23 protein-coding genes are annotated in these 26,310 nt (G+C 59.1%); 15 read left to right on the top strand and 8 right to left on the bottom strand.

What is annotated here, in order from left to right; all coding sequences use genetic code 11:
• Positions 1-5 precede the first annotated feature (5 nt).
• The 10 genes from ACSSVY_RS07395 (at position 6) to ACSSVY_RS07440 (ending at position 13,139) form a co-directional block, all read left to right on the top strand.
• Positions 6-479 carry a TRAP transporter small permease gene (locus tag ACSSVY_RS07395; protein ID WP_454268763.1) on the top strand — a complete coding sequence of 158 codons (474 nt, stop codon included), beginning with the start codon at positions 6-8 and terminating at the stop codon, positions 477-479.
• Positions 476-1,762: a TRAP transporter large permease gene (locus tag ACSSVY_RS07400; protein ID WP_454268764.1), complete on the top strand. Its 1,287-nt coding sequence runs from the start codon at positions 476-478 to the stop codon at positions 1,760-1,762. Before ACSSVY_RS07395 ends, ACSSVY_RS07400 begins: the two co-directional genes overlap by 4 nt.
• A complete protein-coding gene (gene ltnD, locus ACSSVY_RS07405; RefSeq protein ID WP_454268765.1) occupies positions 1,759-2,649 on the top strand; it encodes an L-threonate dehydrogenase in 891 nt (296 codons plus the stop codon). The genes ACSSVY_RS07400 and ltnD overlap by 4 nt, the downstream gene beginning before the upstream one ends.
• A complete protein-coding gene (otnK, locus tag ACSSVY_RS07410) occupies positions 2,649-3,890 on the top strand; it encodes a 3-oxo-tetronate kinase (RefSeq protein ID WP_454268766.1) in 1,242 nt (413 codons plus the stop codon). Before ltnD ends, otnK begins: the two co-directional genes overlap by 1 nt.
• A complete protein-coding gene (gene otnC / locus ACSSVY_RS07415) occupies positions 3,887-4,531 on the top strand; it encodes a 3-oxo-tetronate 4-phosphate decarboxylase (protein ID WP_454268767.1) in 645 nt (214 codons plus the stop codon). The genes otnK and otnC overlap by 4 nt, the downstream gene beginning before the upstream one ends.
• Entirely contained in the window at positions 4,531-5,304 is a 774-nt protein-coding gene (locus ACSSVY_RS07420) for a hydroxypyruvate isomerase family protein (RefSeq protein WP_454268768.1), read from the top strand. Before otnC ends, ACSSVY_RS07420 begins: the two co-directional genes overlap by 1 nt.
• Before the next feature lie 1,482 nt (positions 5,305-6,786).
• Entirely contained in the window at positions 6,787-11,316 is a 4,530-nt protein-coding gene (locus ACSSVY_RS07425; protein WP_454268769.1) for a beta strand repeat-containing protein, read from the top strand.
• A complete protein-coding gene (locus ACSSVY_RS07430) occupies positions 11,204-11,560 on the top strand; it encodes a JmjC domain-containing protein (protein WP_454268770.1) in 357 nt (118 codons plus the stop codon). The genes ACSSVY_RS07425 and ACSSVY_RS07430 overlap by 113 nt, the downstream gene beginning before the upstream one ends.
• Entirely contained in the window at positions 11,554-12,453 is a 900-nt protein-coding gene (locus ACSSVY_RS07435) for a trypsin-like serine peptidase (protein ID WP_454268771.1), read from the top strand. Before ACSSVY_RS07430 ends, ACSSVY_RS07435 begins: the two co-directional genes overlap by 7 nt.
• Positions 12,450-13,139, top strand: coding sequence for a hypothetical protein (locus tag ACSSVY_RS07440; RefSeq protein ID WP_454268772.1), 690 nt, complete (start codon positions 12,450-12,452; stop codon positions 13,137-13,139). Before ACSSVY_RS07435 ends, ACSSVY_RS07440 begins: the two co-directional genes overlap by 4 nt.
• Here ACSSVY_RS07440 and bla read toward each other — a convergent pair.
• On the bottom strand, positions 13,084-14,088 hold the full coding sequence (gene bla, locus ACSSVY_RS07445; RefSeq protein WP_454268773.1) for a class A beta-lactamase: 1,005 nt from the start codon (positions 14,086-14,088) through the stop codon (positions 13,084-13,086). The two genes, ACSSVY_RS07440 and bla, sit on opposite strands and share 56 nt — an antisense overlap.
• 191 nt (positions 14,089-14,279) lie before the next feature.
• On the opposite strand from bla, the gene ACSSVY_RS07450 reads away from it, so the two are divergent.
• On the top strand, positions 14,280-15,146 hold the full coding sequence (locus ACSSVY_RS07450; protein WP_454268774.1) for a LysR family transcriptional regulator: 867 nt from the start codon (positions 14,280-14,282) through the stop codon (positions 15,144-15,146).
• Between the two features lie 119 nt (positions 15,147-15,265).
• On the opposite strand, the gene ACSSVY_RS07455 is transcribed toward ACSSVY_RS07450, so the two are convergent.
• Genes ACSSVY_RS07455 through ACSSVY_RS07480 form a run of 6 tightly spaced genes read right to left on the bottom strand, consistent with a single transcriptional unit; the run spans position 15,266 to position 22,189 of the window.
• Positions 15,266-16,897, bottom strand: a complete 1,632-nt coding sequence (locus ACSSVY_RS07455) for an AMP-binding protein (protein ID WP_454268775.1) — start codon at positions 16,895-16,897, stop codon at positions 15,266-15,268.
• On the bottom strand, positions 16,897-17,679 hold the full coding sequence (locus ACSSVY_RS07460; protein WP_454268776.1) for an enoyl-CoA hydratase/isomerase family protein: 783 nt from the start codon (positions 17,677-17,679) through the stop codon (positions 16,897-16,899). The genes ACSSVY_RS07455 and ACSSVY_RS07460 overlap by 1 nt, the downstream gene beginning before the upstream one ends.
• Entirely contained in the window at positions 17,657-19,348 is a 1,692-nt protein-coding gene (locus tag ACSSVY_RS07465) for a methylmalonyl-CoA mutase family protein (RefSeq protein ID WP_454268777.1), read from the bottom strand. The genes ACSSVY_RS07460 and ACSSVY_RS07465 overlap by 23 nt, the downstream gene beginning before the upstream one ends.
• Positions 19,345-20,346, bottom strand: coding sequence for a methylmalonyl Co-A mutase-associated GTPase MeaB (meaB, locus tag ACSSVY_RS07470; protein ID WP_454268778.1), 1,002 nt, complete (start codon positions 20,344-20,346; stop codon positions 19,345-19,347). The genes ACSSVY_RS07465 and meaB overlap by 4 nt, the downstream gene beginning before the upstream one ends.
• Positions 20,343-20,795: a cobalamin B12-binding domain-containing protein gene (locus ACSSVY_RS07475; protein ID WP_454268779.1), complete on the bottom strand. Its 453-nt coding sequence runs from the start codon at positions 20,793-20,795 to the stop codon at positions 20,343-20,345. Before ACSSVY_RS07475 ends, meaB begins: the two co-directional genes overlap by 4 nt.
• A complete protein-coding gene (locus ACSSVY_RS07480) occupies positions 20,792-22,189 on the bottom strand; it encodes an aspartate aminotransferase family protein (RefSeq protein WP_454268780.1) in 1,398 nt (465 codons plus the stop codon). The genes ACSSVY_RS07475 and ACSSVY_RS07480 overlap by 4 nt, the downstream gene beginning before the upstream one ends.
• A 60-nt stretch (positions 22,190-22,249) precedes the next feature.
• Here ACSSVY_RS07480 and ACSSVY_RS07485 point away from each other — a divergent pair, with 60 nt between their 5' ends.
• Positions 22,250-23,158 (top strand): LysR family transcriptional regulator, encoded by a 909-nt coding sequence (locus ACSSVY_RS07485; RefSeq protein ID WP_454268781.1) that lies wholly within the window; start codon positions 22,250-22,252, stop codon positions 23,156-23,158.
• A gap of 1,146 nt (positions 23,159-24,304) precedes the next feature.
• On the opposite strand, the gene ACSSVY_RS07490 is transcribed toward ACSSVY_RS07485, so the two are convergent.
• A complete protein-coding gene (locus ACSSVY_RS07490) occupies positions 24,305-24,535 on the bottom strand; it encodes a hypothetical protein (RefSeq protein WP_454268782.1) in 231 nt (76 codons plus the stop codon).
• Here ACSSVY_RS07490 and ACSSVY_RS07495 point away from each other — a divergent pair.
• From ACSSVY_RS07495 to ACSSVY_RS07505, 3 genes are all read left to right on the top strand, one after another.
• Positions 24,534-24,929 (top strand): NADPH-dependent FMN reductase, encoded by a 396-nt coding sequence (locus ACSSVY_RS07495; RefSeq protein WP_454268783.1) that lies wholly within the window; start codon positions 24,534-24,536, stop codon positions 24,927-24,929. The two genes, ACSSVY_RS07490 and ACSSVY_RS07495, sit on opposite strands and share 2 nt — an antisense overlap.
• Before the next feature lie 98 nt (positions 24,930-25,027).
• Positions 25,028-25,312, top strand: a complete 285-nt coding sequence (locus ACSSVY_RS07500; RefSeq protein WP_454268784.1) for a XapX domain-containing protein — start codon at positions 25,028-25,030, stop codon at positions 25,310-25,312.
• On the top strand, positions 25,309-26,298 hold the full coding sequence (locus ACSSVY_RS07505; protein ID WP_454268785.1) for an alpha/beta fold hydrolase: 990 nt from the start codon (positions 25,309-25,311) through the stop codon (positions 26,296-26,298). The genes ACSSVY_RS07500 and ACSSVY_RS07505 overlap by 4 nt, the downstream gene beginning before the upstream one ends.
• The last annotated feature ends 12 nt before the right edge of the window (positions 26,299-26,310 follow it).

A 26,310-nucleotide genomic window follows, 5' to 3' on the forward strand; every position in this document is an offset into this window, starting at 1 on the left:
AGGCCATGACCACGCAACTGGCCTTGCGGTTGGCGATTGGCTTTTTGCTGATCGCGGTCGGACTTGCGCTGTATCAGGTCACGACGCGCTTTGTCTTTGGGCATCCCTCGACATGGTCTGAGGTGATCACGCGCTCGGCGATGATCTGGTGTGTGTTTCTGGCTGTGGCACCAGCGTTTCGAGAAGGGGCGATGATCGCGGTCGAGATCGTGCAAAAGATGCTGCCGCCGCGCCTTGGCTTTGTGCTCTATCTGGTGTCGATGGGATTGTCGGTGGTGTTTTTCTGCATCCTGTTCTGGCAGGGCTGGGCGATGACCGAACGGGTCATGTCGCAAAAGCTGGCGGCGCTGGAAATCTCGATTGCCTGGGTCTATGCGGCGCTGCCGGTGGGGTCGGTGTTTATCCTGCTGGCTATTTTGGGTTGTGTGATACGGGCGGTTCGAAAGGGCGCGGTTGAGTTCTCGGCGGGCCTGCAATGAACGCGGCACTGGCGCTGTCCCTTGCGATTTTCTTTTTGGCCGGGGTTCCGATTGCGGTGGCGATTGGTCTCGCCTCGGTCATCGGGATTGAGGCCAATGGCCGCTTGCCGCTTCTTCTCGTGGCGCAGCGGATGTTCACGGGCATTGACAGTTTCCCGCTGATGGCGATTCCACTTTTCATTCTCGCGGGCAATCTCATGTCGGCGGGGGGGATTTCACATCGTTTGGTGGAACTCGCGAAATCCATAGTGGGCGGCATCCAAGGGGGGCTGGCCGCGTCCTGTGTGCTAACCTGCATGATGTTCGCCTCTGTCTCTGGCTCGTCGGTGGCCACGACCTTTGCGATTGGCGCGATCCTCATTCCGGCGATGGTGAAGCACGGCTATCCGGCCCCCATGGCGGCCTCGGTTCAGGCGAGTTCCGCCGAGTTGGGCGTACTAATTCCGCCGTCGATCCCTCTGATCCTCTACGGGGTGTCTACGGACACCTCGATTGGCCAATTGTTCCTTGCGGGTATAGGGCCGGGGTTTCTGGTGGCAGGATCGTTGATGGCACTGGTGCTGATCCTCTGTCGGGTGCGGGGCATCGGGCTAGAGGATGGGCGAGACCGGCCACGGGTGGGCCCGGCGCTCTGGTCCGCCTTACCTGCGTTGATCGTGCCGGTGGTCATCCTGGGCGGCATCTATTCGGGCGTTTTCACACCGACAGAGGCGAGTGCGGCGGCCGTGGCCGCAGCCGTGATCGTGGGCATGGTGTTCTACCGGGAATTGCGCTTTGCGGACCTGCCCGAAATCCTGAAAAAGACGGTTTTGGCGACGGCGGCGATCATGCTCATCATTGCGGCGGCGGCGCTTTTCTCGTTTCTCATAACGCGCTCTGGCCTGCCCAATGAAATTGCAGCCTGGTTCAAGGATATTTTTGAGAGCCGCTTTGCCTTTCTGCTGGTGGTGAACCTGATGCTGCTGGTGGTTGGCATGTTCATTGAGACATCGGCGGCGATCCTTGTGCTGGCGCCGATATTGGCGCCGATTGCGGTATCCTACGGGGTTGATCCGGTGCATTTCGGATTGATCCTCGTGGTCAATCTGGCGCTGGGGATGATTACGCCGCCGCTGGGCGTCAATCTCTTTGCGGCCTGTGCGGTGGCGAATCTCTCGATTGAAAAGGTCATTCCGCACCTCTTCTGGTTCGTGCTGACCGTGTTCGGCGCGCTCATGCTGATCACCTATATTCCGGCCATCACGCTCTGGCCGATGCAAACCATTCTTTCGGTGGGACCATGACAGAGATCGTGCATTTTGTGGGGCTGGGGTCGATGGGCCTTGGCATGGCGCAATCGGCGCTGCGTGCCGGGTTCGAGACCTATGGCCATGATCCTGATACCGCGCGTCGGGATTTGCTGGGTGCCGCGGGCGGGCATGCGCTGGACCGGGTGTCGCCCAAGGCGGGGGTGCTGGTCTGCGTCGTGCTCAATGCCGCACAGACGCGCGATGCGCTCTTTGGGGCGCAAGGCTGGGCCGATGGGGTGAAGACGGGCGGCGTCATTCTGGGCTGTGCCACGGTCGCGCCAGAGTTTGCCCGCGAGATGGAGGACGAGGCCATGCGCCGGGGGCTGCATTATCTCGATGCGCCGATTTCGGGCGGGGCGGTCAAGGCGGCGGAGGGGCGACTGTCAATCATGGCGTCGGGGCGGCCTGAGGCGTTTGACCGTGCGGCGGGGGTTCTGGCGGCACTGGCGGAAACGGTGCATCGCTTGGGCGATTGCGCCGGGCCGGGATCGGCGATGAAGGCGGTCAATCAGTTGCTGGCGGGTGTGCATATCGCGGCAATGGGCGAGGCGCTGTGTTTTGCCACCTCTCAAGGGCTTGATTTGGCCCGTGTGTTGGAGGTGATCAAGGTGTCGGCGGGCAATTCGTGGATGTTCGAGAACCGCGCGCCGCATGTGATCGAGGCGGATTATAGCCCGCGCTCGGCCATCGACATCTGGCCCAAGGATCTTGGGATTGTCCGGGATATTGCTGCGCGCGCGACCCTGCCCCTGCCGCTGGTCGAGGCGGCGCTGGGCGAATATCGCGCGGCCTCTGCTGCGGGGTTGGGCCGCGCCGATGACGCGGCTATTACCAAGCATTTCGCCGCGCGCGCAGGCCTTCGATTGCCGGGGGACGGCTGATGCTCTTGGGCTGTATTGGCGATGATTTCACCGGGTCGAGCGATCTGGCCAATACGCTGACCAAGACGGGCATGCGGTCGGTGCAATATGTGGGCGTGCCGGTTGCGCCTTCCGGGGCGGGGGTAGAGGCCGGGGTGGTCGCGCTCAAATCTCGCTCGATCCCGGTGACGGAGGCGGTGGCGCAATCGCTGGCGGCGCTTGATTGGTTGCGGGCGCAGGGGTGCCGGCAGTTTCTGTTCAAGTATTGCTCGACGTTTGATTCAACGCCTGAGGGCAATATCGGCCCGGTGGCCGAGGCCTTGGCCGAAGCCTTGGGCGCGCGGCAAGTGATCTTTTGCCCGGCCTTTCCGGGGGCGGGGCGGACGGTCTATCAGGGGCATCTATTTGTGAATGACCGGCTCTTGAGCGAGAGCGGGATGCAGCATCATCCGCTCACCCCGATGACCGACCCCGATATTCGCCGCTGGCTGGCGGCGCAGGTGCGCGGCACGGTCGGTCATCTGGGCGCGCAGGTTGTGCGGCAAGGGGCGGGGGCGATCCGGGCGGCATTGGCGGCGCAAGAGCATCGGTTGATCGTGGCAGATGCGATCAGCGATGCGGATCTGGTGGCCTTGGGCCATGCGGCGGCGGACTTGCCGCTGATCACAGGCGGATCAGGGATTGCCATGGGTCTGCCGGATAATTTCCGGTCGCGCGGGGAGTTGGCGGGGCAGGATGGCCTTTGGCGCGGGCAGGCTGGTCCGGTCGCGGTTCTCTCGGGGTCTTGTTCCCTTGCCACGCGCGGGCAGGTGGCGCGGCACGCGGCCTCTCATCCGGCGAGGGAAATCTCTGCGGCAGAGGTCATGGCGGGTCGGGTTGCCCCGGAGGATCTGGCGGATTGGGCCTTGGCGCAGGGGGGGATTCCGTTGATCTATTCCTCCGCCGATCCCGCCCGTGTGGCGCAGGATCAGGCGACGTTCGGGACCGGGGCTGTGGCCGGGGCGATCGAGGCGCTCTTTGCGGAATTGGCGCAGGCGCTGGTCGCGCGGGGTGTGACGCGGTTGATCAGTGCAGGCGGCGAGACCTCGGGCGCGGTGGTTGAGGGGCTGGGTCTGACGCAGCTAGAGATCGGGCCGGAAATTGCCCCCGGCGTGCCGGTGATGCGCGCGGGGGATGAGCTGTTGCTGGCGCTTAAATCAGGGAATTTTGGCGGGCCGGATTTCTTTGTTGAGGCGGCGCAGATGATGGAGCATTCCGCATGACCGAAAGCCGCCTGCGCGAAGACCTGTGTTTCTGGGCCAAGTCGATGTTTGATCGCGGGCTGACCGGCGGGGCGTCGGGCAATATCTCGGTGCGGACCGAGGATGGCGGGCTGTTGGTGACGCCGACGGGGGTCAGCATGGGGCGGCTTGATCCGGCGCGGCTCAGCCGGTTTGACGCCGGCGGGCGATTGATTTCGGGGGATGCACCGACCAAGGAAATGCCGCTGCACGCAGCCTTTTACGAGACGCGGCAGAGTGCGGGGGCGGTGGTGCATCTGCATTCCACCCATTCGGTCGCTCTCTCGATCCTGCCCGACACGGACCCTGACAATGCCGTGCCACCGCTCACGGCCTATGCGGTGATGCGAGTAGGCAAGGTGGCGCTCTTGCCGTTCTTTGTGCCGGGAGATGCCGCGATGGCCGGGGCGATCCGAGGGTTGGCGGGGCGACGCGCGTCCGTCTTGTTGGCCAATCATGGCCCGGTGGTGGCGGGCAAGGATCTGGAGGCGGCGGTGTTCGCGATGGAAGAGCTGGAAGAGACCGCCAAGCTCGCGCTGATTTTGCGGGGAACCGGGGCGCGGGCGCTGGATGCGGAGCAAATCGCGCAGGTGGTGCGCAAGTTCGAGGTGGACTGGGACTGATGCGGTATTCGGCCAATCTGGGCTTCTTGTTCACCGAGCGGCCCTTGCCCGACGCGATCCGTGCTGCGGCGCGGGTGGGATTTGCGGCGGTGGAATGTCATTTTCCCTATGAGTTTGCCGCAGCAGAGGTGCGCGCGGCGCTGGAGGAGACCGGCCTGCCGATGCTGGGGTTGAACACATGGCCCGGCGACCGGGCGGCGGGCGATTTCGGCTTGGCTGCCCTGCCGGGGCGCGAGGACGAGGCGCGCGCGGCCATCCGGCAGGCGGTGGACTATGCGCAGGCCATTGGCGCGGGCGCGGTGCATGTCATGGCCGGACGCATAGATGGCGGGGCAGAGGCGGAGGCGGTGTATCGCGGCAATCTGGCCTATGCCTGTGATCTGGCCGCGCCCATGGGGCTGACGATCCTGATCGAGCCGATCAATCACCGCGATGTGCCGGGCTATCACCTGTCGTCGAGCGCTGCGGCGGCGGCGGTGATTGCGGCGCTGGGGCGGGATAATCTGCGGATGATGTTTGACTGTTATCATTTGCAAATCATGGAGGGTGATCTGCTGCGGCGGTTTACGCGCTATCAGTCGATCATCGGCCATGTGCAAATCGCCGGGGTGCCGGATCGTGGTGCGCCGGACAGGGGCGAGGTGGATTATGGCTGGCTCTTGCCGCAGATGGTTGATCTGGGCTGGCAAGTGCCGTTCGGCGCAGAATACCGCCCCGGCGACGCGGGCACGGAGGCCACGTTGGGTTGGCTGGCGCACTTCGGGGCGTTGTAAGCCTGTGTCGTGACCCGCGAGCGATCCGGTGCCGGATAGATCATGAAATGTAACGGGGTCCGTCTCTCGGCGCATGGAATTTCTGGAGTCTTACAGGTGCCGGAATTATCCAGGGATCGGGGGCGGCATCGCCGGATTGGCATGCTGAAAGAGGCCGACGCTTAGGTATGTGGATCCCGAACCTTACAATCATGCGCTGATCCTCATACGTCGCCATGTTGGGTGGATTTTTTAATCCAGAGCGGGATTCAATACTGGATCATGCAACGTGGGCGGATATTCTAATTATTTCTGTTCAAAGATCAATCGCAGATAGACTTTTACTGATACTGTTAAGTATCTCATCTCTATAGGTAAAAGCACGATCGCGGGTCTAATTGGGTGGCTGTTTCGCGCGGAGTTTATGGGCATTGGGCGAGTTGTTGGGCTGAATCTCGCCTGCGGAATTTAATAACATATTGACCTTAAACATATTTATTCTGTATCCGTGATGATCGATCCGGAATGACAGGGGCCGAGGCCAGTTGGTATCTCAAATGGATTCTGCAACCTATAAGGTCTTAACAATTAGTTAACTGACCTTTTAATTGAAATTTTAAGAATTCAAGATAACGCAAGGCATTTTTTGTTCGAAAAGGCGTCAGTAATGCATGTTTCATTCTTGATTGAGGAGTAACGAAATGGTTACCTTATGCCGAAGCAGGCGATCATCCATTGTTGGATGGCTGTGCTTCGTACAATTGGACCGATGTTTGCGTGTGAGTAGCCAAGTGTTTTAATCTCAAAGTATGGAATTTCCATCACAGACCTAGAATTCCTAAGAGCAGATACCAAAAACCTACGCCGTTGCGCGTCAAGAACCTGCATTGTCTCGTGTTTAGGCACTTTCATGCGGAAAGAATCCTGTGACCGGAGTTCAGTTCGAACTTGGCGCTAGGTGGGGAGGCACGACATTACCACGTATCGATCAACGGCTCAGTGTTATGGGCTATCTTCCGCAGGACCCAAGACGCACTCGGACTCGAGTCCAGAGCCAAGCGGCAACCAGGAAGTGTTACATGCCAACGGCGGGCCGGTTTGGGCCAACGCCGGGCATTTCCAAAGGGGCATCAGCACAGGTGGGCCGGACGCGCCCAGCCTTAGCCATCACGCAGACAAGATCACGACAGTCCTGTTGCCGGATCAGTCCGGACACAGCCAACCCCGCATCCCTTGTTGTTCCATCACGTTGATCCCGGCCCTCCATCACGGTGCCGCCGGGTCATTCCCCTACTGACCGATCAGGAGAGTTTCAAATGGCCACTGTTGACGATTTTTTGTTTTCTTTCAGTCAATTGCCACGCGTTCCCATGGGCGCGCACGCGGGTCGCGACCCTCTCAGATCCTAATTTCATGGCGCAAGCGGGGCATCACCCACCGCTTGTGTAAACACACATAACGCCGCAGAGCGCGGCACCAAAAAATAGAGCAGGAGCATCCTAAATGGCTTTCAATGTTGAATATGCAGACTCCACCGGCACCATCAATACGAACGAGCTTGCAGTTGATCTGCTGAACGGCACCGTGTTTACAGACACGTCCGTGGTCGTCAGCTTGGTCGAGATTGGCTTGTCTGGCGGTTCAGAGGATGGTTTTGCGGTGCGTTTCAAAGGCGTCGTGAATTTCACTGAAGCAGGTATATGGACGTTTGAGCACAACGCAGATGATGGGTTTGTCCTTTTCATAGACGGTGTGATTGTCGCACAGCGCTTCTCTGGAACTGACATCAACCCTGCCTGGTCCACCACATCTACCTATGAGCTCACGGCTGGGGACCACAATGTCGAGGTTCTCTTCTGGGACAATGCTGGCGGTCAGAGCGTTTTCCTTTCCGCCCAACCGCCCTCTGCAATCGGCTTCACCCAGATTGGCGATTCCAGCGGACTGGTAGTGACTCCCGGCACCTTTGCGAACGGTGAGCTTGCCACGGACATTTCCGCGGATGAGGATGCCACCCCGTTGTCAGTTGCCTTTGATCATGGCGATGCCGTTCTGAACGCGAACGATGCCGCAGGCGATCAGACGCTGACCGTGACTGGTATTGACGCCGATCAGGCGTCGGTTGTGGTGACCGTATCGGATGGCACTACCATAGTGACCGCAACCCTTGGCACGATTGCCGACGGCGGCGCCACTGCGACCCTTTCCGCGGCGCAACTCGCCACTTTGACGGACGGCACGCTGACGGCAACGGTGACGGTGACGGATGCGTCCAACAACGTTGCAACCACGAGCGATACAATTGGCCTCGACACTAACGCAGATGCGGATGCAAACCTGTCTGTTGCCTTTGCGGGCGCGGGCAGCGACACGACATTCAATTCCGGAGAGCTGATCCAGGTGTCTTTCAGCGGCATTGATGCCGATGCGTCAGGGACGTTGACGATTGCATCCACTGGTGGCGGCTCGGTTGTTATTGAGACTGTGAGCAATGGGACATCCAGCCCAATCACACTCAGCCCTTTGCAAATGGCTGCGCTGAACGATGGCACGCTCTCGGTCACGCTTGATGTGACGGATGAGGCGGGCAATACGGCGCAGGTTCAGTCGAACGGCTTTGATCTGGACGTCAACGCGCCTGTGATTGCGTCCGTGACCCTTGCGGGGGGGACCGGTGTTGATGGCGCTGTGATTGACGGTGACGTGGGCGGCTCTGTCACGCTGACGATTGCGTTCAACGAAGCGATGGATACGGCTGTTGATCCGACTGTTGCGCTGGATGTGGCGTCGGCCAGCAGCTTTAGTGAGACCGGGCGTGTGTGGTCGAGTGATGGCCTGAGCCTGACGATCACCTACACGGTTGAGGATCAGAACGTTGATCTGGCCGCGATCACAGTGGATGTCTCGGGCGCGCAGGACGTGGCGGGCAATGTGATCTCTGCCGTATCCGAGGTGTCCACCGGCACCGCGATTGACACCGAGAGCACAGCCTCTGAGACCGAGTCCGTCACGATTGCCGAAATCGCCGATCAGGCTGCCGCGACAACTGGCACGCCAATTGTTCTGGCCTCGCTGTCGGGTGTTGATGGCACGACCTATACCGTGACAGGTGAAGCGGCGGTCAATGCGCATGTCGAGATCGTCAGCGATGGCGGTACCGGATACCTGCTCCAGATCATCGACACCGAAGCCGCGCGCGGATTCTTTGACTTCGAAGAGAACGGCCAGAGCTTTGACATTTCCGTGACCGGCACGGATGACGCGGGCAATGCAACCGCGTCGGTCCTGTCGATCACGCTGACCAATCTCAACGATGCGCCGGAACTGGTGCCGGGTGAGAACGATCTGACCGGCACGGTCAATGAGCGCGATGACGGGGTGCTTGGCGAGAATGCCGCGCCCTTGGGCATCACCGGCACCTTTGGTGTGCATGACGACGATGTGGCTGATGGCCACTCGGTCACGGTGTCCAATATTTCCAGCACCAACGGCGGCTTCCTTGGTGTGTTCCAGGCGGGGTTCTCTGATCCAATTCAGGGTGATGGCAATGGCACGGTGCAATGGACCTTTAACATCGGCGCACCGATCACCAATCCGACGGTTCTCGCAGCCCAGATGGCGATTGTCGATGCGCTGGCCGATGGCGAGAGCATCACGCAGGTCTATGATGTGACGACGACCGAAACCGTTGGCGGCCTGAGCTTTGTTCAGCGGATCGTGGTGACGATCGAAGGCAGCAATGATGCGCCGGTGATTTCCGGTGCGGCCGTTTCGGCGGATCTGACTGAAGTCGTCGATGACGGCAGCAGTGACCAATCGCTGAGCGCAACGGGCACGTTGACCGTGGCCGATAGCGACACCACCGATCAGGTTTCGGTTGCTGTGAGTACGGTTGCGGTTTCGGGGACGTTCGAGGGGCAAAGCCCGCTGGACAATTCAGCCTTGCTTGCGATGATGCAAGTGGCTGCTCAGGGTGGTGAATTTGGTGCCGCTACCGGGCCGATGACGGCAGATCAATCCGCTGCCTCGTCCTTTACATGGCAATTCGCCGCCGGGTCGAGCGAAAGCTCGTCGTTTGATTTCCTGCCTGCGGGCGAAACGCTGGTTCTGGAATATACGCTGACGGCGACGGATGATTCCGGAACCGAGAACGTGACCGATGCGCAGGTCGTGACCATCACCATTACCGGCACAAATGACGTACCGCAGATCGGCGCCAGCAGCACCGCCGGGACCACAGTGGTCGAAGCCGGTGGCGTCGAGAATGGCGCCGAGGGCACAGCGCAAGCCACAGGCAATCTGTCGGCGGATGGCAACTGGACCGATGCCGATGATGGCGAGGCCGCAGCCTTGGTTGTGAGCGAGATTGCCTTTGGCGAAACCAGCGTCGAGGTTGGCGTTGAGGGTGAAACCGAGATCGCAGGCACCTATGGCACGCTCTTTGTCAGTGCCGATGGCAGCTATCGCTATGTGCTGGACGACACGCTGGACGCAACCCAGGCGCTGAATGACGGTGAAGGTGTCACAGAGGTCTTTGACTATACCATCGCCAACAACGGTGGCGGTGCGGGCAATGAGGCAAGCGCCTCGCTGACCGTCAATATCACGGGTGCCAATGACGCGCCGGTCATCAGCTTTGTCGAAGGTCAGGAGGTGGGTACGGTCGAAGAAGAGGGCGTTGATGGGCAAAACGCCGCCATCAACACGCCGCCGACCACCGCCACTGGTACGTTGAGTGCCGATGATGTGGATGCCGAGGATGCACCGGTTGATCTGATCTGGAGCGCTGGAGCGGATACCTTGGCTGGCCAAGCGCAGACAGATTCCCTCACAATTGAAGGGGTTTACGGCAGCTTTGCGATTGACGCGACTGGCAACTGGACATTCACACTGGATAACGAGGCCGAAGCGGTTCAGTCGCTGCACGACTCGGACTCCGTCTTGGAAACCTTCACGGTCACAGTGACCGACGCTCAGGGTGCAACGACCACACAAGACGTGGTGATCACCATCAACGGCACCAATGACGCGCCGGTGATCGTTGCGAATGGCGGGGCCGATACCTCGGTCACAGAGCGAGGCATAAGTGCGGATGCAGTGGATGGGCTCGAGGGGCCAATCCCCTCGGGCGATCCCGACGCCTCGGGCAGCTTCTCGACGTCGGATGTGGACACCGGAGGGACCGATCAGGTGATCTGGTCGATCACCGGAGTGAACGGCGAGCCGATCGAGCATTCGGTTGCGAACGGGTTCGTCGCAGAGGCGGCTGGCACCTATGGTTTCCTGGTTCTGACCAGCGCTGGTGAGTGGTTCTACCAGTTGGACGATCGGGACGAGGACACACAGGCGCTCGCCGCCGGTGTTACGGTCACGGATACGTTCACTGTGCGCGTGGCCGATGGGCTGGGTGGCTATTCCGAGGACACTGTCACCGTTACTGTGACCGGCACCAATGATGCGCCTTCAATTGACATCTTCGGGGGCGATTTGGCGGGTCCGTTGGGTGACGATTCAGCGTCTGGCATCCTTGTGGAATCCGATGCTGCAAACCTGACAGCCAACGGCACGCTGACCGTATCGGATGTGGATGCGAATGATACGGTTTCGGTAACAGTGACCGCGGTTTCGGCATCGGGCACATTGGGCAACTTTGCAGCGGATGACGCGGCGCTTCAGAGCATGATGACCATCAGCGCAGGTTCCCCGCTTGAGACGGGTGCTGGCAATGCAAGTACCCAGATCACCTGGAGCTTTGACAGCGACGCAGAGACGTTCGATTATCTTGGGGCGACGGACAACATCACGTTGCGGTTTACCGTGACCGCGGATGATGGCGACACGACCGTAAACAATACGGTCGTTATCACGCTGTTCGGCACCAATGACCGGCCTGAGATTGTGATCGGTGTCAACGGCGCCAATGCATTTCGACACCCGCTGGAGTGTCGTGGTTCAGCTGGCGGGAAGCAAACTTTGGCAAGTGGGGCCGGGGCCAGCAGTGGCGGAGCCGCTCTGCAATGTCGTGGCGGATGAGCAAGCCGGCGAAGCATTTCATCTTGGTCAACGGATCGCCCTGCCTGAACAGATGAGTTTCGTTAATCTTCAACCTGGTGATTGGCTGATGCTGCCTTGGGGAACCTGGCACGGCACGTATTCTCTTGGCGGATCGGTTTCGGCGACGCTTGCCTTTGCAGAGGGAATCCGACCGAATTTCAATGCTGATTTCTGGGCAAATGGCACGACACGTCTGCCAGAAGGGCTGCGCCTCTTATGTTGAAGGACCTTCAGCGAACCGCCTGTGCGGGTCGGTTTCAACGGCGCGCTGCCGTGCGGCAACAACGGTTGGGCTCTTTGTCCGACTTGCTCTCGGGCAAGAGTGTAGACCCCAATTCGATTGAGCCAATGGCACGGCAGCAGGAACGTGCTCGACTCTTGGCAGAGGCCCGCCCTGCGCTGTCCGCGTCCGATTTGCAGGACGGGCGACGCATCCTTGAAGCGGTGGTGGGGCGTGATGACCGATTGCCGCGCAGCTTTTTGGTGGATGGCGCGCGCACCGCCGATGCAGTTTGCCGTGTTGCAACGCTAACAGACTCGGGACAGCCATCCCTGGGCAGCGGATTTGCGGTTGCGCCGGGGTTGATCCTGACCAACAATCACGTGTTGCCGGACTGGACCGCCGCAGCGCGCGGACAGGTCGAATTCGGGTATTGGTCGAACGAGTCCGCGCGCCAGAACTCCCGCGTTGTTTTGGCATTGGATCCGGGAACATTGTTCCTGACGGACGTGATGCTCGATTTCACATTGGTTGCCTTTGAACCCAACGCTGCCGAAGCAGCACACCGGGTTTTCGGCTCTATCGACATCTTGCCAGACACAGGCAAGGCTCTGATCGGCGAAGCCCTGAACGTGATCCAGCATGGTGACGGAGAGGCTCAGACCATAAGTCTGCGCGACAACGTCGTGGTCGATGTCTTTGATGACTGGATTCACTATACCAGCGACACATCCGCGGGTGCCTCTGGGGCCCCTGTGCTGAACGATCAATGGCAGCTTGCGGCCCTGCATCATGCCGCGTTCGAACATACGGCGGCCGATGGCCGTCGGGTTCTGGTCAATGAAGGCGTGCGGATCAGCTCAATTGCAGGCGCGCTTGCGAGGATGTTGCGATGATGGCAAATGGGTTCCGATCTGCGGCTCAGGCGCTGGATGGCACATTTGGCACTGAAAATGCCGCGCCGTTGCTCTACGCGCTGGCACGATTTGTCAGACCGCGTCGGATATTTGAGGTTGGAGCGGGGCTCAGCACGCTTTACCTCTTGCAAGCGCTCGCTGACACTGCGGCGGATGACCATGAAGATCGCAGTTCTGACCGCAACATCTACGGCAAGACGTCTTGGTATGATCGCCCCTATGCGCCGCGACTGATGACATTGGATGATCAATCCCACGGTCAGAACAAGGTTGAACGGCTTTTGCGTGTTGTCGACGATCTGGGTCTCGCGCCCTATCTAGACCTGCGTCACGATGTCTTTGAAGGCTATGCCGCAAAGCTGTCAGACGACATGCTGCCCCTGGATCTGGTGTGGTTCGACTGCGGAGGATTGGAGGCGTATGTCGACTTCACGCTCGAGTATTGGCCGCTGATCAATCCGAATGGCGGTCTGATCGCCTATCACTCGACCCTGACGAATGCCGAGCTGCGGGTTTTCACCGAGGTCTTGATCAATCGTCAGCGGGCAAGTGGCGAATTTGAGCTTATCAACCTTTTGGAGCCGCATAAGAAGATGCAGAACAGCATGTCTATTCTGCGGCGGCGGTCGGGTCGTCTATCGCCACTCTACACTTGGGAGCCATGAGGCCGCGCTCTGGCGCTGCTTTGGGGTATGCGCGGTCAAGGTTGCGCATGGTCCCGCGTTTCGTTTGGCGGCTTGTGACCACATCCATCACAGCCTTTGACAATGTGATGACAGCGGCGTTGCGTGTTGCGAAATCAGCATCGGCATCCGACAGAAATACCGTGATGACATAGGGGGGCTGATCCGGCGGCGTCACCATCGCGACTATATTCCGGCTATAGGCGCTACTGCCTGATTTATCCGCGACCTGCCAGCCTTTTGGGGTGCTTGCCCGGATCAAGGCGCCTGTGACACCCCCAGCGCTCATCCATTTGATAAGCTGTGCGCGGGATTGCGGGGAAAGAGCATCGCCTGTCAGCATGGTTTCCAGCGTTGACGCCATTGCAGCCGGTGTCGTCGTGTCGCGAGCGTCGCCGGGCGTGAACGTGTTCAGGTCCGGCTCGCGTCGATCAAGCCTGCTGACCGGGTCACCGATAGCGCGTAGGAATGCCGTAACCTTGTGAGGTCCGCCAAGGCGGTCAATCAGAAGGTTTGTTGCCGTGTTGTCGCTCATATCAAGCGCCGCAAAGCAAAGCTCCCCTAGACTCATGGTTTTGCCAATCTCGCTTTCCGTTATTGGCGCGTATTCAAGGATATCCTGGTCTGTGATCTCAAGCTGCTCATCAAGATCGAGCGTGCCCTTGTCGACCCTGCTCAAAACCGCGCCACAAAGCATGGCTTTGAACGTGCTGGCCATGAGAAACCGCTCGTTCGGTCGATGGCTGACAGACCAGCCTGTTGCGCTGTCGTGGATATGGAGCCCGACGCGCGCGTCAAGAGAGTGTTCAATTTGTGCGATTGTCTGGGCAAGGCGGTATTCGGCGTCTTGTGCGACGGCTGACGACGAAGCGAGAAGGCCACAGGCCAAGCCGACCGCCAGAAACGGCATGGAAATACGTGGGAGAAGCATGCGCATATCCTTGGTTGTACCAGACCATATGTGTTTGCCTGACCCTCGGGTGAGGGTGTTAGCCGAAGACGTTGGATCTGGCCGCGACGTGATCACAGATATCACCTGATGTCATGGAGAACGCATAGCCTTACGATTTACGGACCTCAAACGACAAAGTATAACCCATGTCATTAGCTGGAGTAATGGCAATGGATCGTCCGGATATACCATTGAACGGGCTGCGCGCCTTTGAGGTCGCGTTGAGGCAGGGCAGTTTCACACGCGCGGCAATCGAATTGCGGGTCACTCAGGCGGCAGTCAGCCATCAGATCGCGCGCCTAGAAGACCGGCTTGGGGCCAAACTGTTTCTGCGCACCTCCGGCGGTTTGGTTCCAACCGACGAAGGGCGGGATTTGTATCCGGTTTTGGAGCATGGTCTGGACGCTATCGCGCGTGCGTTGGACCGAATTACCGGGCACCGCGACATCGAGACGCTCAAAGTCGGTGTCGTCACGACCTTTGCTGTTGGATGGCTTTTGCCAAGGCTGTCAGAGTTTCGACGTAGCCATCCGACGATTGATCTCCGCATCTCGACCAATAACAACAGGGTTGAGATACTGCGAGAAGGCCTCGATATGGCCATACGTTACGGTGCCGGAACTTGGACAGGACACAATGCCGAACTGGTTTTGGAGGCGCCGCTGACACCGCTCTGTGCGCCATCCGTCGCGGAAACTCTGAGCCACCCGGATTGTTTGAGTCGGCAAGTCCTGCTTCGAAGTTATCGAAGTGACGAGTGGTCGCGATGGTTTTCGGCGGCGGGCGCGTCTTGTCCAGCGCTTACGGGCCCAATCTTTGACTCGTCAATCGCTCTGGCTGACGTTGCATCCGCTGGCGCGGGTGTGGCGCTGTTGCCGGTCGAGATGTTTGCGCGACGACTGGCCGAAGGACAGCTGGTTCAGCCATTTGCAACGACGGTATCGGCAGGACGCTATTTTTTGACTTGGCCGGCTGAACGACCGTCGACGCCAGCCATGATGGATTTTACGAGATGGATCACTCGGGAATCTGCTTAATTACATCCGATTGATGACGCGCAGATCACAGGATTGAGGGCGGAGTAGGCGGCAGGCGTGGGTTAGCGTGGCGGGCTTTATCCCCTTCTCGGTCCGCGAGGCGGCCCCGTGTGGTTGCATCAGCGTTCTGACGTATCGAAGGTCTGCATCCCGACACCGCGCTGTTTCAATGCTGCCCGAGAGGTTTTCTCGGTCGGCGTTCTTGGGAGGAGATCGTCGGTGATTTCGATGTATCGCGGCACCAAGTGACGTGGCGCATTCTCGAGAAAATAGTCGCGCAGCATCTCTGGTTTGAGACCCGAACCGGGACGCCGCAACGCGACCACCATGATATCTTCTTCGGTCAAGTCCGACGGCACGCCGAATGCAGCGCTTTCGACGATATCTGGGTGGCCCTCGGCGATGCTCTCGACTTCATAGGCCGATACATTCTCACCTCTGCGCCGGATCGCCTCGTTGATGCGGTGTTTGAAATAAAGCCAGCCCTCCGCGTCGAGACAACCCGCATCTCCCGAGTGATACCATAGGTTTTGGAGCGTTTGGATCGTCTTTGCCTCAAAGCCGTCATAGCCGGAGAACATGCACCAGCTTTTCTTGGGACGGGCGACGATCTCACCAATCACACCTGCAAGAACTGGTCGATCATGTTCGTCAACCACCGCGACCTCCCAATCGGGGTGCGCGCGCCCACAGGAATTCTCACGGGTCTGATCAACGCTGTCCAGTGTGACAAAGCTGGTTTCCGTTTGCCCGTAGCCAGTGACAACTTTCAGGCCAAAGCGGCTCTCAAAGGCTGGCTTGTCTGGCACGAGGGGGATGCACTGGCAAACGCGCAGAGGGTTTTCGGTCTCATTCGCGGCGGGCGGTGCTCGCATCAAGATCACCGCCATGGCACCCAGCATGTTGGATGCGGTCGCGCCACTGGCCCGCACTTGTTCCCAGAACCGGGAGGCGCTGAACCGATCAACGATCGTGGACTTTGTTCCAAAAACGAGCGGCATGTAGACGCCGAACATCTGCGCGTCCGTGTGAAACAGGGGCAGTGCGGAAAAATAGCTGTCGGACGACGTATAGCCAAGATTGCGGGCCATCGCCTCGGTCCAAGCAAAACATTGATGATGCGACATCACCACGCCCTTTGCCGGACCCGTCGTCCCGGAGGTGTACAAGATCGCCATTGGATCAGAATACCGCACAGCCGGACGATCAAAGGCAGTTTGTGAAGACAGGCACTCTTCATAGGGAATGATCCGGTCGATGAGCACTCCGGCCGCACGCGCTGACGCTGGCGTTGCGTCAACCAGAATGAGGGTGTGGATCAGAGGAAGATGCTGTTGAACGGCGGCAATCTCTTGGAGGGTCGCACCATCCGCAGCCAACACTTCGGCACGGCTGCTCTGCAAATTGTGGATCAGGAGATCACCGCGCAGCCCCGGATTGCTGGGCACCTCAATCGCGCCGAGCTTGGACGCCGCAAACCATAGCGTGACAAATTCGAGGCAATTGGGAAGCAAAAGAGCGATGCGATCCGAGTGTTTGACCCCGAGGTGCCGAAGGCCGTTGGCAAGCTGGTCGGTGATCCGGTCCATTTCGACGAATGTAACCGGGCGCCCGCAGATTTCGAGGAATGGCATATCGCCCAATTGTTCCGCCTGTCGACGGAGAATGAGCGACAAGACGCGATCCGTCATGGATACCATCGCTGACGCCGGGTCACAGGTCACGCCCTGAACCGAAGTGTCGACGCTCATCAGAATTCCCTCACCAAGGCCTGCGACGCGGGTGACAGAAAGCCGCGAACGGTCGCCTCGGTCTCGATCTCCATTGCGTCCTTGAGGGTCGAATGAAACCCTTGATTGATCGCGCGCTTGATGTCCGCGACTGCGACTGCCGGCTTTTCGATGATCGCTGATGCCAGTTGGCGTGCTTCGTTCAAAAGGGAGTCTTCGGGCACCAGCTTCCATGCGATGCCAAGATCGAGTGCCATCTGAGCATCCTGACGCGCCCCGAGTATCATAAGTTCCTTGGTTTTTTGGGGGCCGATCTGTTTCGTCAGCAATGCCGTAACGCCCCCTGTGACGAAAAGCCCATACGACACTTCTGGAAAGAACCACCGGGTGGTTGCAGCAAACAGCCGGAAATCGCAATTGATCACCCATTCGAGCGCGCCGCCCACGCACCAGCCATGGACGGCAGCGATAACGATTTTGTCGGAGTCCATGATCTGCAAGGTGACGCGTTGGATGGTTTCAACCCAGGCCGCCGTTGCGGCGTCCGAGGCGGTCTGCGCATCAAGATCCTTAAGATCATCGCCGGAGCAGAACGCGCGGCCCTCTCCATGCAGGATGATGACCCTGACAGACGGGTCGGCATTGGCGGAGTCGAGCGCGCGAACAAGCCCATCGACCAATGGCGCGTTCATTGCATTCAATCTTTCGGGACGATTCAGCCTGATCCAGCGTATGGGGCCATCACTGTGTGTCAGGACGGGTTCAGGCATCTCGGACTCCTCAGACAATATTGGGTTCATCATAAGCCCCCCAAACCTCGCGCAAGGCGCCGCAGATTTCGCCCAGCGTGGCGCGTGCTTTGACCAATTCGATCGTTTTGGGCAGCAGGTTGGTTTGCTCTGTCCGGGCCTGTTGTTTGAGGGCGCTCAGAAGGTCATTGACCAGGCTGTTGTCTCGGTTTTCGCGAAGCTCCTTCAGACGGCTGACCTGAAGGGTGGTGCAATTCTCGTCGTAGGGATGAATTTCGACTGCTGCTGGCGCGCTATTTGCATCCACATGGCGGTTCACCCCAACCGAAATTTTCTCGCCTCGATCAATGAGCTTGAATGTCTGATAGGCAGAATCCGCAAGTTTCTGTTGGAACCAGCCTTCTTCGACCAGTTTTACAGCCCCACCAAGACGATCCACCTCGTCCAGAACCTTCCAGATTTCCCGCTCCATCTCGCTTGTCAGGCTTTCGACGAAGTAAGAGCCGCCAAGGGGATCAACGACGGACGTTACGTTGATCTCGTCGCGAATGATCTGCTGTGTCCTGATTGCGAGCTTCATCGCCTCTTCGGTGGGAATGGCGAAGGCCTCGTCAAGGCCGTTGGTATGCATGCTTTGACAGCCGCCCAGCACAGCGCCAAGTGCCTGAAACGCTGTTCGCATCAGGTTGTTCTGGTGCTCCATCTTTGTCAGGCTCATCGCTGCGGTCTGGACATGGACACGCAACCGCATGGATTCTGCTTTTTTCGCGCTGAATCTTTCGGCCATGATCTTGGCGAAGACCCGCCGGGCCGCGCGGAATTTGCAAATCTGCTCGAAGAAATCCTGATGACTGATGAAGAAGAACGACAGACGTGGCGCAAAGTCGTCAATGTCCATGCCCGCAGCGATCACCTCTTCACAATAGGCGATGGTAAAGGCCATGGTAAACGCGATTTCCTGAATGGCATTCCCGCCGACGTCCGAAAGGTGATAGCCGCTGAGGCTTATTGGGTTGATTTTCGGGGTCGTTTTCGTGCTGTACATGATCAGGTCACGCAGCAGGCGAACCGCTGGCCGGACTGGATAGATCCATTCCTTTTGCGCGACATACTCCTTGAGCGGATCGGCCTGGAGCGTTCCGGTGAGTTTGGTGAGATCATTGCCGCGACGTTCAGCACTGGCGACAAACATCGCATAGATGACCCAGGCAGAGGGATTGATCGTCAGCGAGACCGATATTTTTTCAAGGTCGATCCCGTCGAACAGCCGGTCAACATCATCAATCGAGTCGATTGATACCCCAACGCGGCCAACTTCGCCAAAGGCCATAGGATCATCAGAGTCGAGACCGAGCAAGGTTGGAAGATCAAAGTCCGTGGACAGGCCCGTCTGCCCTGTTTCGATCATGTACTTGTAGCGCTGGTTGGTCGACTCGGGGTTGCCAAATCCTGCGACCTGCCGAATTGTCCAGGGGCGGCCGCGGTACATCGTTGGGTAAGGCCCGCGCGTAAAGGGAAACTTGCCGGGAAAGCCGATGTCTTCGAGTGGAATATCGGCCACATCCGCCGCCGTGTAGATGCGTTTGAGGGGAATGCCACATTCGGTGCGGTAGTCGGTCTTTTCCTCGGGGCGGATGTTCAGCGTCGCGGCGAGTTCATCCTGCTCCCATTCCGCAAGGCTTGCCCGCAGCTTTTCGGTTGTCTCTGGGGAATCGTCGGTCATGGTTTGGCTTCCATCCTGTTCAATCCCAAAAGCGCGAGAGCTGCCGTCATCGGATCCGAGCTACGGTCGGCCACGGCCTGCAAGTGCGCGGCGAGGTTTGTGGTATTTTCGTCGAACTCTCGGCGGAGGAGATGGTTGAGGGTCGCGAGAATCCGCGTTCGGCAAATGGACCTTTGACGCAGGGCGAGTTCGCCGCTGGCCACGAGGTGGGCGTGGTGGCTGTCGAGACATTGCTTCAGGTCAAGGATGCCATCCCCCGTTGCGACGCTGAGCGTCAGGATCGGAGTCTCCCATTCTGATGGTCTGGCCAAAGGCGTCAGAGACATCATGCCCTTGAGCGCGGAGGCGGTGGCGGCTGCGTCGGGTTTGTCGCCTTTGGAGACAACATGAATGTCAGCAATCTCCGTCACGCCGGCCTTGATGGCCTGTATGTCGTCTCCGAGGCCGGGTGGCGACAGCACCACCACCGTATGAGCGGCGGTGACCACTTCGACCTCATCTTGGCCCACCCCGACAGTTTCGATGAAAATGGGCGAGTATCCCGCTGCATCCAGCACATCAACGGCTTGGAGTGTGGCCCGTGCAAGACCGCCTAAATGGCCGCGTGTGGCCATGCTCCGAACAAAGGCCTGCTGCGCCTCGGCGCTGTCACCCATGCGGATTCTGTCGCCCAGGATGGCACCGCCGGAATAGGGGCTGCTCGGGTCTACAGCGACCACCGCAACCTTGTGACTGTCACCCGAGTAGGCGCGGATCAGCGCCGAGATCAGTGAGGATTTTCCGCCGCCCGGCACGCCTGTGACGCCGATCACATGCGCGCGCCCGGCATGGCGATAGAGTGCTGCCAAGGCACCAGACGCCTCGTCATAGCCAGCTTCGGCGCGCGAAATCATCCGGGCGATATCGGGTCTGGAACCCGCCAGCACTTTGGGCACGAGGTCAGCCGAGGGGCGGTAAATGCCCCGCTTGGGTGTGGCGTTGCGCGTGACCAAAGTCATATGCTACCGCGCGCGTCTACAAGGTCTCGGATCGCGGATACAATCACATCAGACCGCGCCTCTTGCGGCACGATGACATCCACCCCGCTGTTCATCAGCGCGCCATAGTCCTGTTCCGGGATCACGCCACCAGCGACGAGCAGGATATGATCGGCCTGCTGGTCTCGTAGCAGGCTGCCGAGTGCGGCAAAGAGAGGGACATGGGAACCGGACAGAAGGCTGACCCCGATCACGTCAACATCTTCCTGAATCGCGGCGTCCAGAATTTGCGCAGGAGTTTTGTAGAGGCCGGAATAGATGACCTCCATTCCGGCATCGCGAAGGATGCGTGCAACCACTTTGGCGCCTCGATCATGCCCGTCAAGGCCGAGTTTTGCGACAAGAACGCGGATTTTTGTGGTGTTGGACATGGTTTCTGAGCTGGGCATCCGGTCTATCTCGGTGGTCATGTCCTTGGGTCCTTTGCACGGGCATCATGCGTGTGTGCTGTCCCGATCTTGATGCTCTGGCCGCTGGCTCGGTCGGTGGGTGTGACCACGCGCGTCATGGTGGCCTCTATCGCGTCTGCGATTATGGCAAGCCCCTGTTCGAGATCGGTTTCGGTAATCGTGAGAGGGGGGGCGAGGCGGAACACACCGCCCATGCTGGGAAGTTTCACGATGTTCATGCTGAGGCCTCGACGTAACGCTTCGGCGGCGATGCGCGCCCCTGTCTCATGGTCCGGGATGCGGGTTTGCCGGTCAGACACAATTTCGAGCCCGGCAAGCATGCCGCGACCCCGCACATCGCCGACGCAATCAAACCGCTGTTTCAGCGCATGCAGCCCTGCGAAGAGCTGCTTGCCCATAAAGCGCGCACGTTCGACCAGTTGTTCCTGTTCGACCACATCAATGACGGTCAGGCCTACCGCAGCCGGTAATGGATCCGAAACATGGGTGGTGTAGAACAGAAAGCCCTTTTCATGTGCCTTGTCTTCTATTTCGGCCGTGGTCATCACTGCGGCAAGTGGAAGACCGGCGCCGATCGTCTTGGAAAGTGTCAGAATATCAGGTGTTATTCCGTCACGCTGATAGGCAAACATGTCGCCTGTGCGGCCCAGCCCAGTTTGGGCCTCGTCAAGGATCAGCAGCATCCCGCGCTCGTGACACTTTTGCTGCAAGGCGCTCAGATAGCCCTCGGGCAATTCCAGCACACCGCCGCTGGACAGAATTGGTTCTGCAATGAAGGCAGCAAGGTTTCCGGTTGATTGCGCATCAATGAGCGCGAATCCATCATCCAACTCGGCTTTCCAATCAAGGAGCCCTTCTGGAGTTTTAAAGCGGGGGCGGTAGCTGTTTGGCGCCGGTATCGCCAAAGAGCCGACGGATGATGGTCCATAACCCTTGCGTCCAGCGCTATAGGTTGCCGATGCCGCAGCCCCGGTCATGCCATGCCAGCCTTGCGCAAAGGCGACGATCTCGTGCTTGCCTGTCACCAGCTTGGCCAAGCGGATGGCGGCTTCGTTGGACTCCGCCCCGGTCGACAAAAGAAGCACGCGATCCAATCCCGGTGCAATTCCCGCTAACCGACGCGCCAAATCGACAACTGGCCAAGAGAGCATTCCACTGAAAAGGTGAATTGAATCAGCGGCTTGCCGTTGAATTGTGGCGACCACGCTTGGATGGGAATGCCCAAGAAGCGCGCTCATCTGTCCCGACGTGAAATCAAGGATCGCGCGCCCGTCAGCGTCATACACGAAACTGCCCTGTGCCCGCTCGATTATGACCGGATCAAAACTTCCGCCATAACGGAGGAGGTGGGTTCGAACGGAAGTCCAGAACTCGTGATTGCTGTTCGCCGACATTGATCACTTCACCTTTCTTGTCCGGAGACCCGTCTGCATGGGAAAGACTAGACGCCCGTGGTGAATCCAGTAAAATTGATAATAATCAAATGGGATATTAGGGATGCTGATATGCTGCAAACATTGGACCTGCGCTTGCTTCGCACATTCGTGTGTGCTGCGCGGTCAAGATCGCTGAGTGCCACGGCCATTCAGGTGCTGCGGACTCAGTCGGCCGTCACAATGCAAATCCAACGGCTAGAAGAGGTGCTGGAGCAGAAACTGTTTCACCGGTCGGGCAGCGGTATTCGTGCGACCGAGGCTGGGGAGCGATTTCTGATTTATGCTGAGCGCATCCTGAAGTCGCATGACGAGGCGATCTCGGAGTTTACCAACAAGGGTCTCTATGGTTCACTCAGTTTTGGGTGTCCGGAGGACTATCTGATCGCCTTCGGCCCGTCTTTGTTGCAAAGTTTCGGGGCCATTCATTCTGCGGTTGATATCACGGTTGTCGCCGCGCCGACAGTTGAACTGCGCCGATTGGTGCAGCAGCGCCAGATTGATCTGGCTCTGATCTCTACCTCGCATCCGACAGAAGCAGATGAAATCCTGCGGCAAGAAAAGTTGGTTTGGGTTGGAAACAAACCCAAACTTGCCTTGGAAGAGTATGGCGAGTCCTTACCGTTGGCTCTGTCAGCCTCCAATACAATGGATCACAAGGCGGCCTGCGATGCGATGGATCGGGCTGGGATCAACTACAGAATATCCTTTGCAAGTAACAGTTTGGGTGGCTTGATCGCCATTGCAAGATCAGGATTGGCAGTTTGCGTCTTTACGCAGAAGGCGGTTCCGCCAGACCTTTATATCCTTGATCGCTACTTGCCGCGCCTGCCACACATTGGGGTTCTTGTGGATTATTCAGACACAGAACGCTCTGCGGTGGTGAAGACCTTTGGGGAGCATATCCGCAATCTGCTACCCTCTCTGTGACCTGGCTGACGTCAGGACCTGGGGATGGTTGTCATCGCGGCGCTGCTCGGCACTTTTGTGTTGGGTCAGGAGGTCTTTATCACCCTGTCCCGCGACGACAGCGGTCCGGGCTAAGGTGCGGGGCCCGCGTCGATGCGGTCTGCCGAGATGGCCCCGGATCCTTCAATAATGAGACAGACCTCCAGCAAGCCGCGGTCCTCCTCAAGACCATGTGCGAGGATCGCCCCTCCGACCTATAGGACGCCTTTGAAGATGCTATGGCGCGTGGCCCCAAGTGGCGTGGATGGGTCAATGGTGCCATTCTGTGCCTGCAAGTGGGAAGCGACGCGGACAATCACCATCAGTGCGGTCGGGTCTATATAGATCGTTTGCCCGTGACCCCCACGGGCAGCATAGGCACCGTGATCATTGTGGAACACCCACCATTGGCTGGTTTAGCTGCCGTTCGGCATGCTTGGGGGGCCGGTAAATCTTGACGGATCGCCACCCGATGAAATCGATGCAACCATCTCGGCGGGATAAAGGCGCTCACCATTGAGCACGACACCGTTCAGCAAAAGCATTCCCAGCCGCCCAAGGTCTCGAAGGCTCGCGGTGACGCTTCCTCCTGCGAACGGCACGCCTTTGCCATCGACAGTCTGATAGGCGGGTCGCCTCGACGCCTGTCTGATGGAGTTCTGCCCGCTCTGGTCCGGCTATCATTTCTACCTCATAGGCGGGCACCAGAAATCCACCGCACTCACGGCGCTGTTCGAGTATGTTCAAGCCAACCGGCGACGCAACCTGTGAGTGGGACAGGACATCAGGCAGACGAGCGCGGGTGCATGAGCCTCTCCAACTGGATTTTTGCATCTCTGGGCCCGTCAGCAGCTTTGCGTGTCGTCCGCAACACTAGCCGAGAGTGGCTGGCCCATCTTATGCCGCAGCGATGATGGGCCGCTGGCTGTCGAGGGCGCCTTCGCAGAGCGCTCTGAGACGCTGAGTTGGCCGCTCAGCCGTCGATGCCTCTCCCTACGCCAGCACTGGCGGCACGCGCCACTTTCTAGTGGGCACCCTTCCAGCATTCCGCGAGGAGCAGGACGGAGACAGAGGCGTTGCAAGGGGTCCAGGCCGGAGGGAGATTTCCCTCAAATCTGACCACCGACGTTAGGCACCCGTCAGGTAATCGGAGGTCGGATGAGTCTGAGAGGCAAAACTATGATGACTCTCCGACAGAAGTCGCAAGCCCAGCACCATAGCAGCAAAGGATGCGCCGAAATGGCTTTGAAGGCCTGTTATCTTGATTTCACCAAGAGGATTCAACAACTCATTGCCAGGAGCCTGATTACAGTCAGCGATCCGAATTGCAGTGGGCATCACAGCCAGGAATTGCAACATGCCCAAACCACATAGTGCCATCATTCTCGGATCGAACCGCGCGTTGCGCTTTGCGGACAAACCCGCAGCCTGGCTCAAGGAGAAGGCGCAGGCGCGTGACGATATGACGTTTGATGTTCTGGATCTACGGGATCAGAACTTGCCGTTTTTCGATGAGCCGGCTTCGAACCTCTGGATACTCTCACAAGATCCGCAGGCAGGGGCCTGGGAGGAACAACTGGCCAAATTCGACGGCTTCGTTTTCTTGACGTCAGAGCACAACCGCTCGATCACCGGTGCCCAGAGAAACGCGCTGGATCAGGCCTATCAGGAATGGGTCCGCAAGCCGATGGCGGCGATGGGATACGGCGGCGTGGGCGCTTCACGCGCGATGACCGCGCGGGCGCAATCTTGAGCCGTTTCATTCAAAAATGAGGGCCACGCGACACTCAGGAGGCGCGGGTTCCGGATGATCTGCAAGGCAAGGCCAGCAACAACGGGAGCGAAGTCACCATGAAAATCTACCTATTATCACTGGCTGTGGGGATTTTGGTCGGTGCGATCTACAGCTTTTTGAACGTCCGTTCGCCTGCGCCGCCGGTGATCGCACTGGTGGGCCTGTTGGGCATCTTGATCGGCGAGCAGACCGTGCCGCTGCTGCGGCAGGTCATGTCTGGAAACAGCGTCAATCTGACGTGGTTCAATCATCACTGCGGCCCGCATCTGTTTGGGCGGCTTCCTCAATGCCGTGATGCGGCGAGTGACCTTAAAACACCACCATCGGAGAACGCGGGATGAAACCGGACAATCAATCGCACCCCAGCCTCAGTTTCAACCGCCGCGAGGTGATGATCACCGGATCAACCTTTGCAGCCGCGCTTTCCCTTTCCGGTCCCGCGTTTGCTGCGGGCCCGGCCCCCCTTGACCCTTCAACAGGAGATCTGACCATGGGTTATGTAACGACAACGGACGGCACCGAACTCTTTTACAAGGATTGGGGCCCCAAAGATGCGCAGCCTATCGTATTTCACCACGGCTGGCCGCTCAGTTCGGATGACTGGGATGCGCAACTGCTGTTCTTCGTATCGAAAGGCTACCGCGTCGTGGCCCATGACCGTCGCGGCCACGGCCGGTCGGCGCAGGTGTCCGAAGGTCACGATATGGACCACTACGCGTCAGACGCCTTTGCGGTGGCCGAAGCGCTGGATCTGACCAACGCCGTCCATATCGGCCATTCGACAGGCGGCGGCGAAGTGGCGCGCTATGTTGCGAAACACGGTGAGCCGGCGGGCCGCGTGGCCAAGGCGGTTCTGGTCGCCGCAATCCCGCCCCTGATGCTGAAAACCGACAGCAACCCGGATGGCACGCCGATGGAGGTCTTCGACGGGTTCCGCACAGCACTCGCAGGCAACCGCGCGCAATTCTTTCGGGATGTTCCAGCGGGCCCGTTCTACGGCTTTAACCGCGAGGGGGCCACGGTTCATGACGGCGTGATCCAGAACTGGTGGCGTCAGGGCATGACCGGCAGCGCCAAAGCGCATTACGACGGCATCAAGGCCTTTTCCGAAACGGACCAGACCGAAGACCTGAAGGCGATCAGCGTCCCCACATTGATCATGCACGGCGAGGATGACCAGATCGTTCCGATCGCCGCATCGGCGGAACTGGCGGTCAAGCTGCTGCCGAACGGCACGCTCAAGACCTATCCCGGCTTTTCGCACGGCATGTTGACCGTGAACGCCGATGTGCTGAACGCCGACCTGCTGGCATTCATCGAAACCTGAAATCCGTCCTTG

This window comes from Roseovarius sp. MBR-51 (assembly GCF_053628575.1).

Coding starts and splice junctions, on each gene's coding strand:
- ACSSVY_RS07440 (WP_454268772.1), top strand. CDS start 12,450: ATGATGGCAAATGGGTTCCGATCTGCGGCTCAGGCGCTGGATGGCACA.
- otnK (WP_454268766.1), top strand. CDS start 2,649: ATGCTCTTGGGCTGTATTGGCGATGATTTCACCGGGTCGAGCGATCTG.
- ACSSVY_RS07475 (WP_454268779.1), bottom strand. CDS start 20,795: ATGACCACCGAGATAGACCGGATGCCCAGCTCAGAAACCATGTCCAAC.
- meaB (WP_454268778.1), bottom strand. CDS start 20,346: ATGACTTTGGTCACGCGCAACGCCACACCCAAGCGGGGCATTTACCGC.
- ACSSVY_RS07465 (WP_454268777.1), bottom strand. CDS start 19,348: ATGACCGACGATTCCCCAGAGACAACCGAAAAGCTGCGGGCAAGCCTT.
- ltnD (WP_454268765.1), top strand. CDS start 1,759: ATGACAGAGATCGTGCATTTTGTGGGGCTGGGGTCGATGGGCCTTGGC.
- ACSSVY_RS07425 (WP_454268769.1), top strand. CDS start 6,787: ATGGCTTTCAATGTTGAATATGCAGACTCCACCGGCACCATCAATACG.
- ACSSVY_RS07435 (WP_454268771.1), top strand. CDS start 11,554: ATGTTGAAGGACCTTCAGCGAACCGCCTGTGCGGGTCGGTTTCAACGG.
- ACSSVY_RS07500 (WP_454268784.1), top strand. CDS start 25,028: ATGAAAATCTACCTATTATCACTGGCTGTGGGGATTTTGGTCGGTGCG.
- ACSSVY_RS07495 (WP_454268783.1), top strand. CDS start 24,534: ATGCCCAAACCACATAGTGCCATCATTCTCGGATCGAACCGCGCGTTG.
- ACSSVY_RS07505 (WP_454268785.1), top strand. CDS start 25,309: ATGAAACCGGACAATCAATCGCACCCCAGCCTCAGTTTCAACCGCCGC.
- otnC (WP_454268767.1), top strand. CDS start 3,887: ATGACCGAAAGCCGCCTGCGCGAAGACCTGTGTTTCTGGGCCAAGTCG.
- ACSSVY_RS07450 (WP_454268774.1), top strand. CDS start 14,280: ATGGATCGTCCGGATATACCATTGAACGGGCTGCGCGCCTTTGAGGTC.
- ACSSVY_RS07430 (WP_454268770.1), top strand. CDS start 11,204: ATGCATTTCGACACCCGCTGGAGTGTCGTGGTTCAGCTGGCGGGAAGC.
- ACSSVY_RS07420 (WP_454268768.1), top strand. CDS start 4,531: ATGCGGTATTCGGCCAATCTGGGCTTCTTGTTCACCGAGCGGCCCTTG.
- ACSSVY_RS07455 (WP_454268775.1), bottom strand. CDS start 16,897: ATGAGCGTCGACACTTCGGTTCAGGGCGTGACCTGTGACCCGGCGTCA.
- ACSSVY_RS07400 (WP_454268764.1), top strand. CDS start 476: ATGAACGCGGCACTGGCGCTGTCCCTTGCGATTTTCTTTTTGGCCGGG.
- ACSSVY_RS07480 (WP_454268780.1), bottom strand. CDS start 22,189: ATGTCGGCGAACAGCAATCACGAGTTCTGGACTTCCGTTCGAACCCAC.
- ACSSVY_RS07490 (WP_454268782.1), bottom strand. CDS start 24,535: ATGTTGCAATTCCTGGCTGTGATGCCCACTGCAATTCGGATCGCTGAC.
- ACSSVY_RS07395 (WP_454268763.1), top strand. CDS start 6: ATGACCACGCAACTGGCCTTGCGGTTGGCGATTGGCTTTTTGCTGATC.
- bla (WP_454268773.1), bottom strand. CDS start 14,088: ATGCTTCTCCCACGTATTTCCATGCCGTTTCTGGCGGTCGGCTTGGCC.
- ACSSVY_RS07460 (WP_454268776.1), bottom strand. CDS start 17,679: ATGATGAACCCAATATTGTCTGAGGAGTCCGAGATGCCTGAACCCGTC.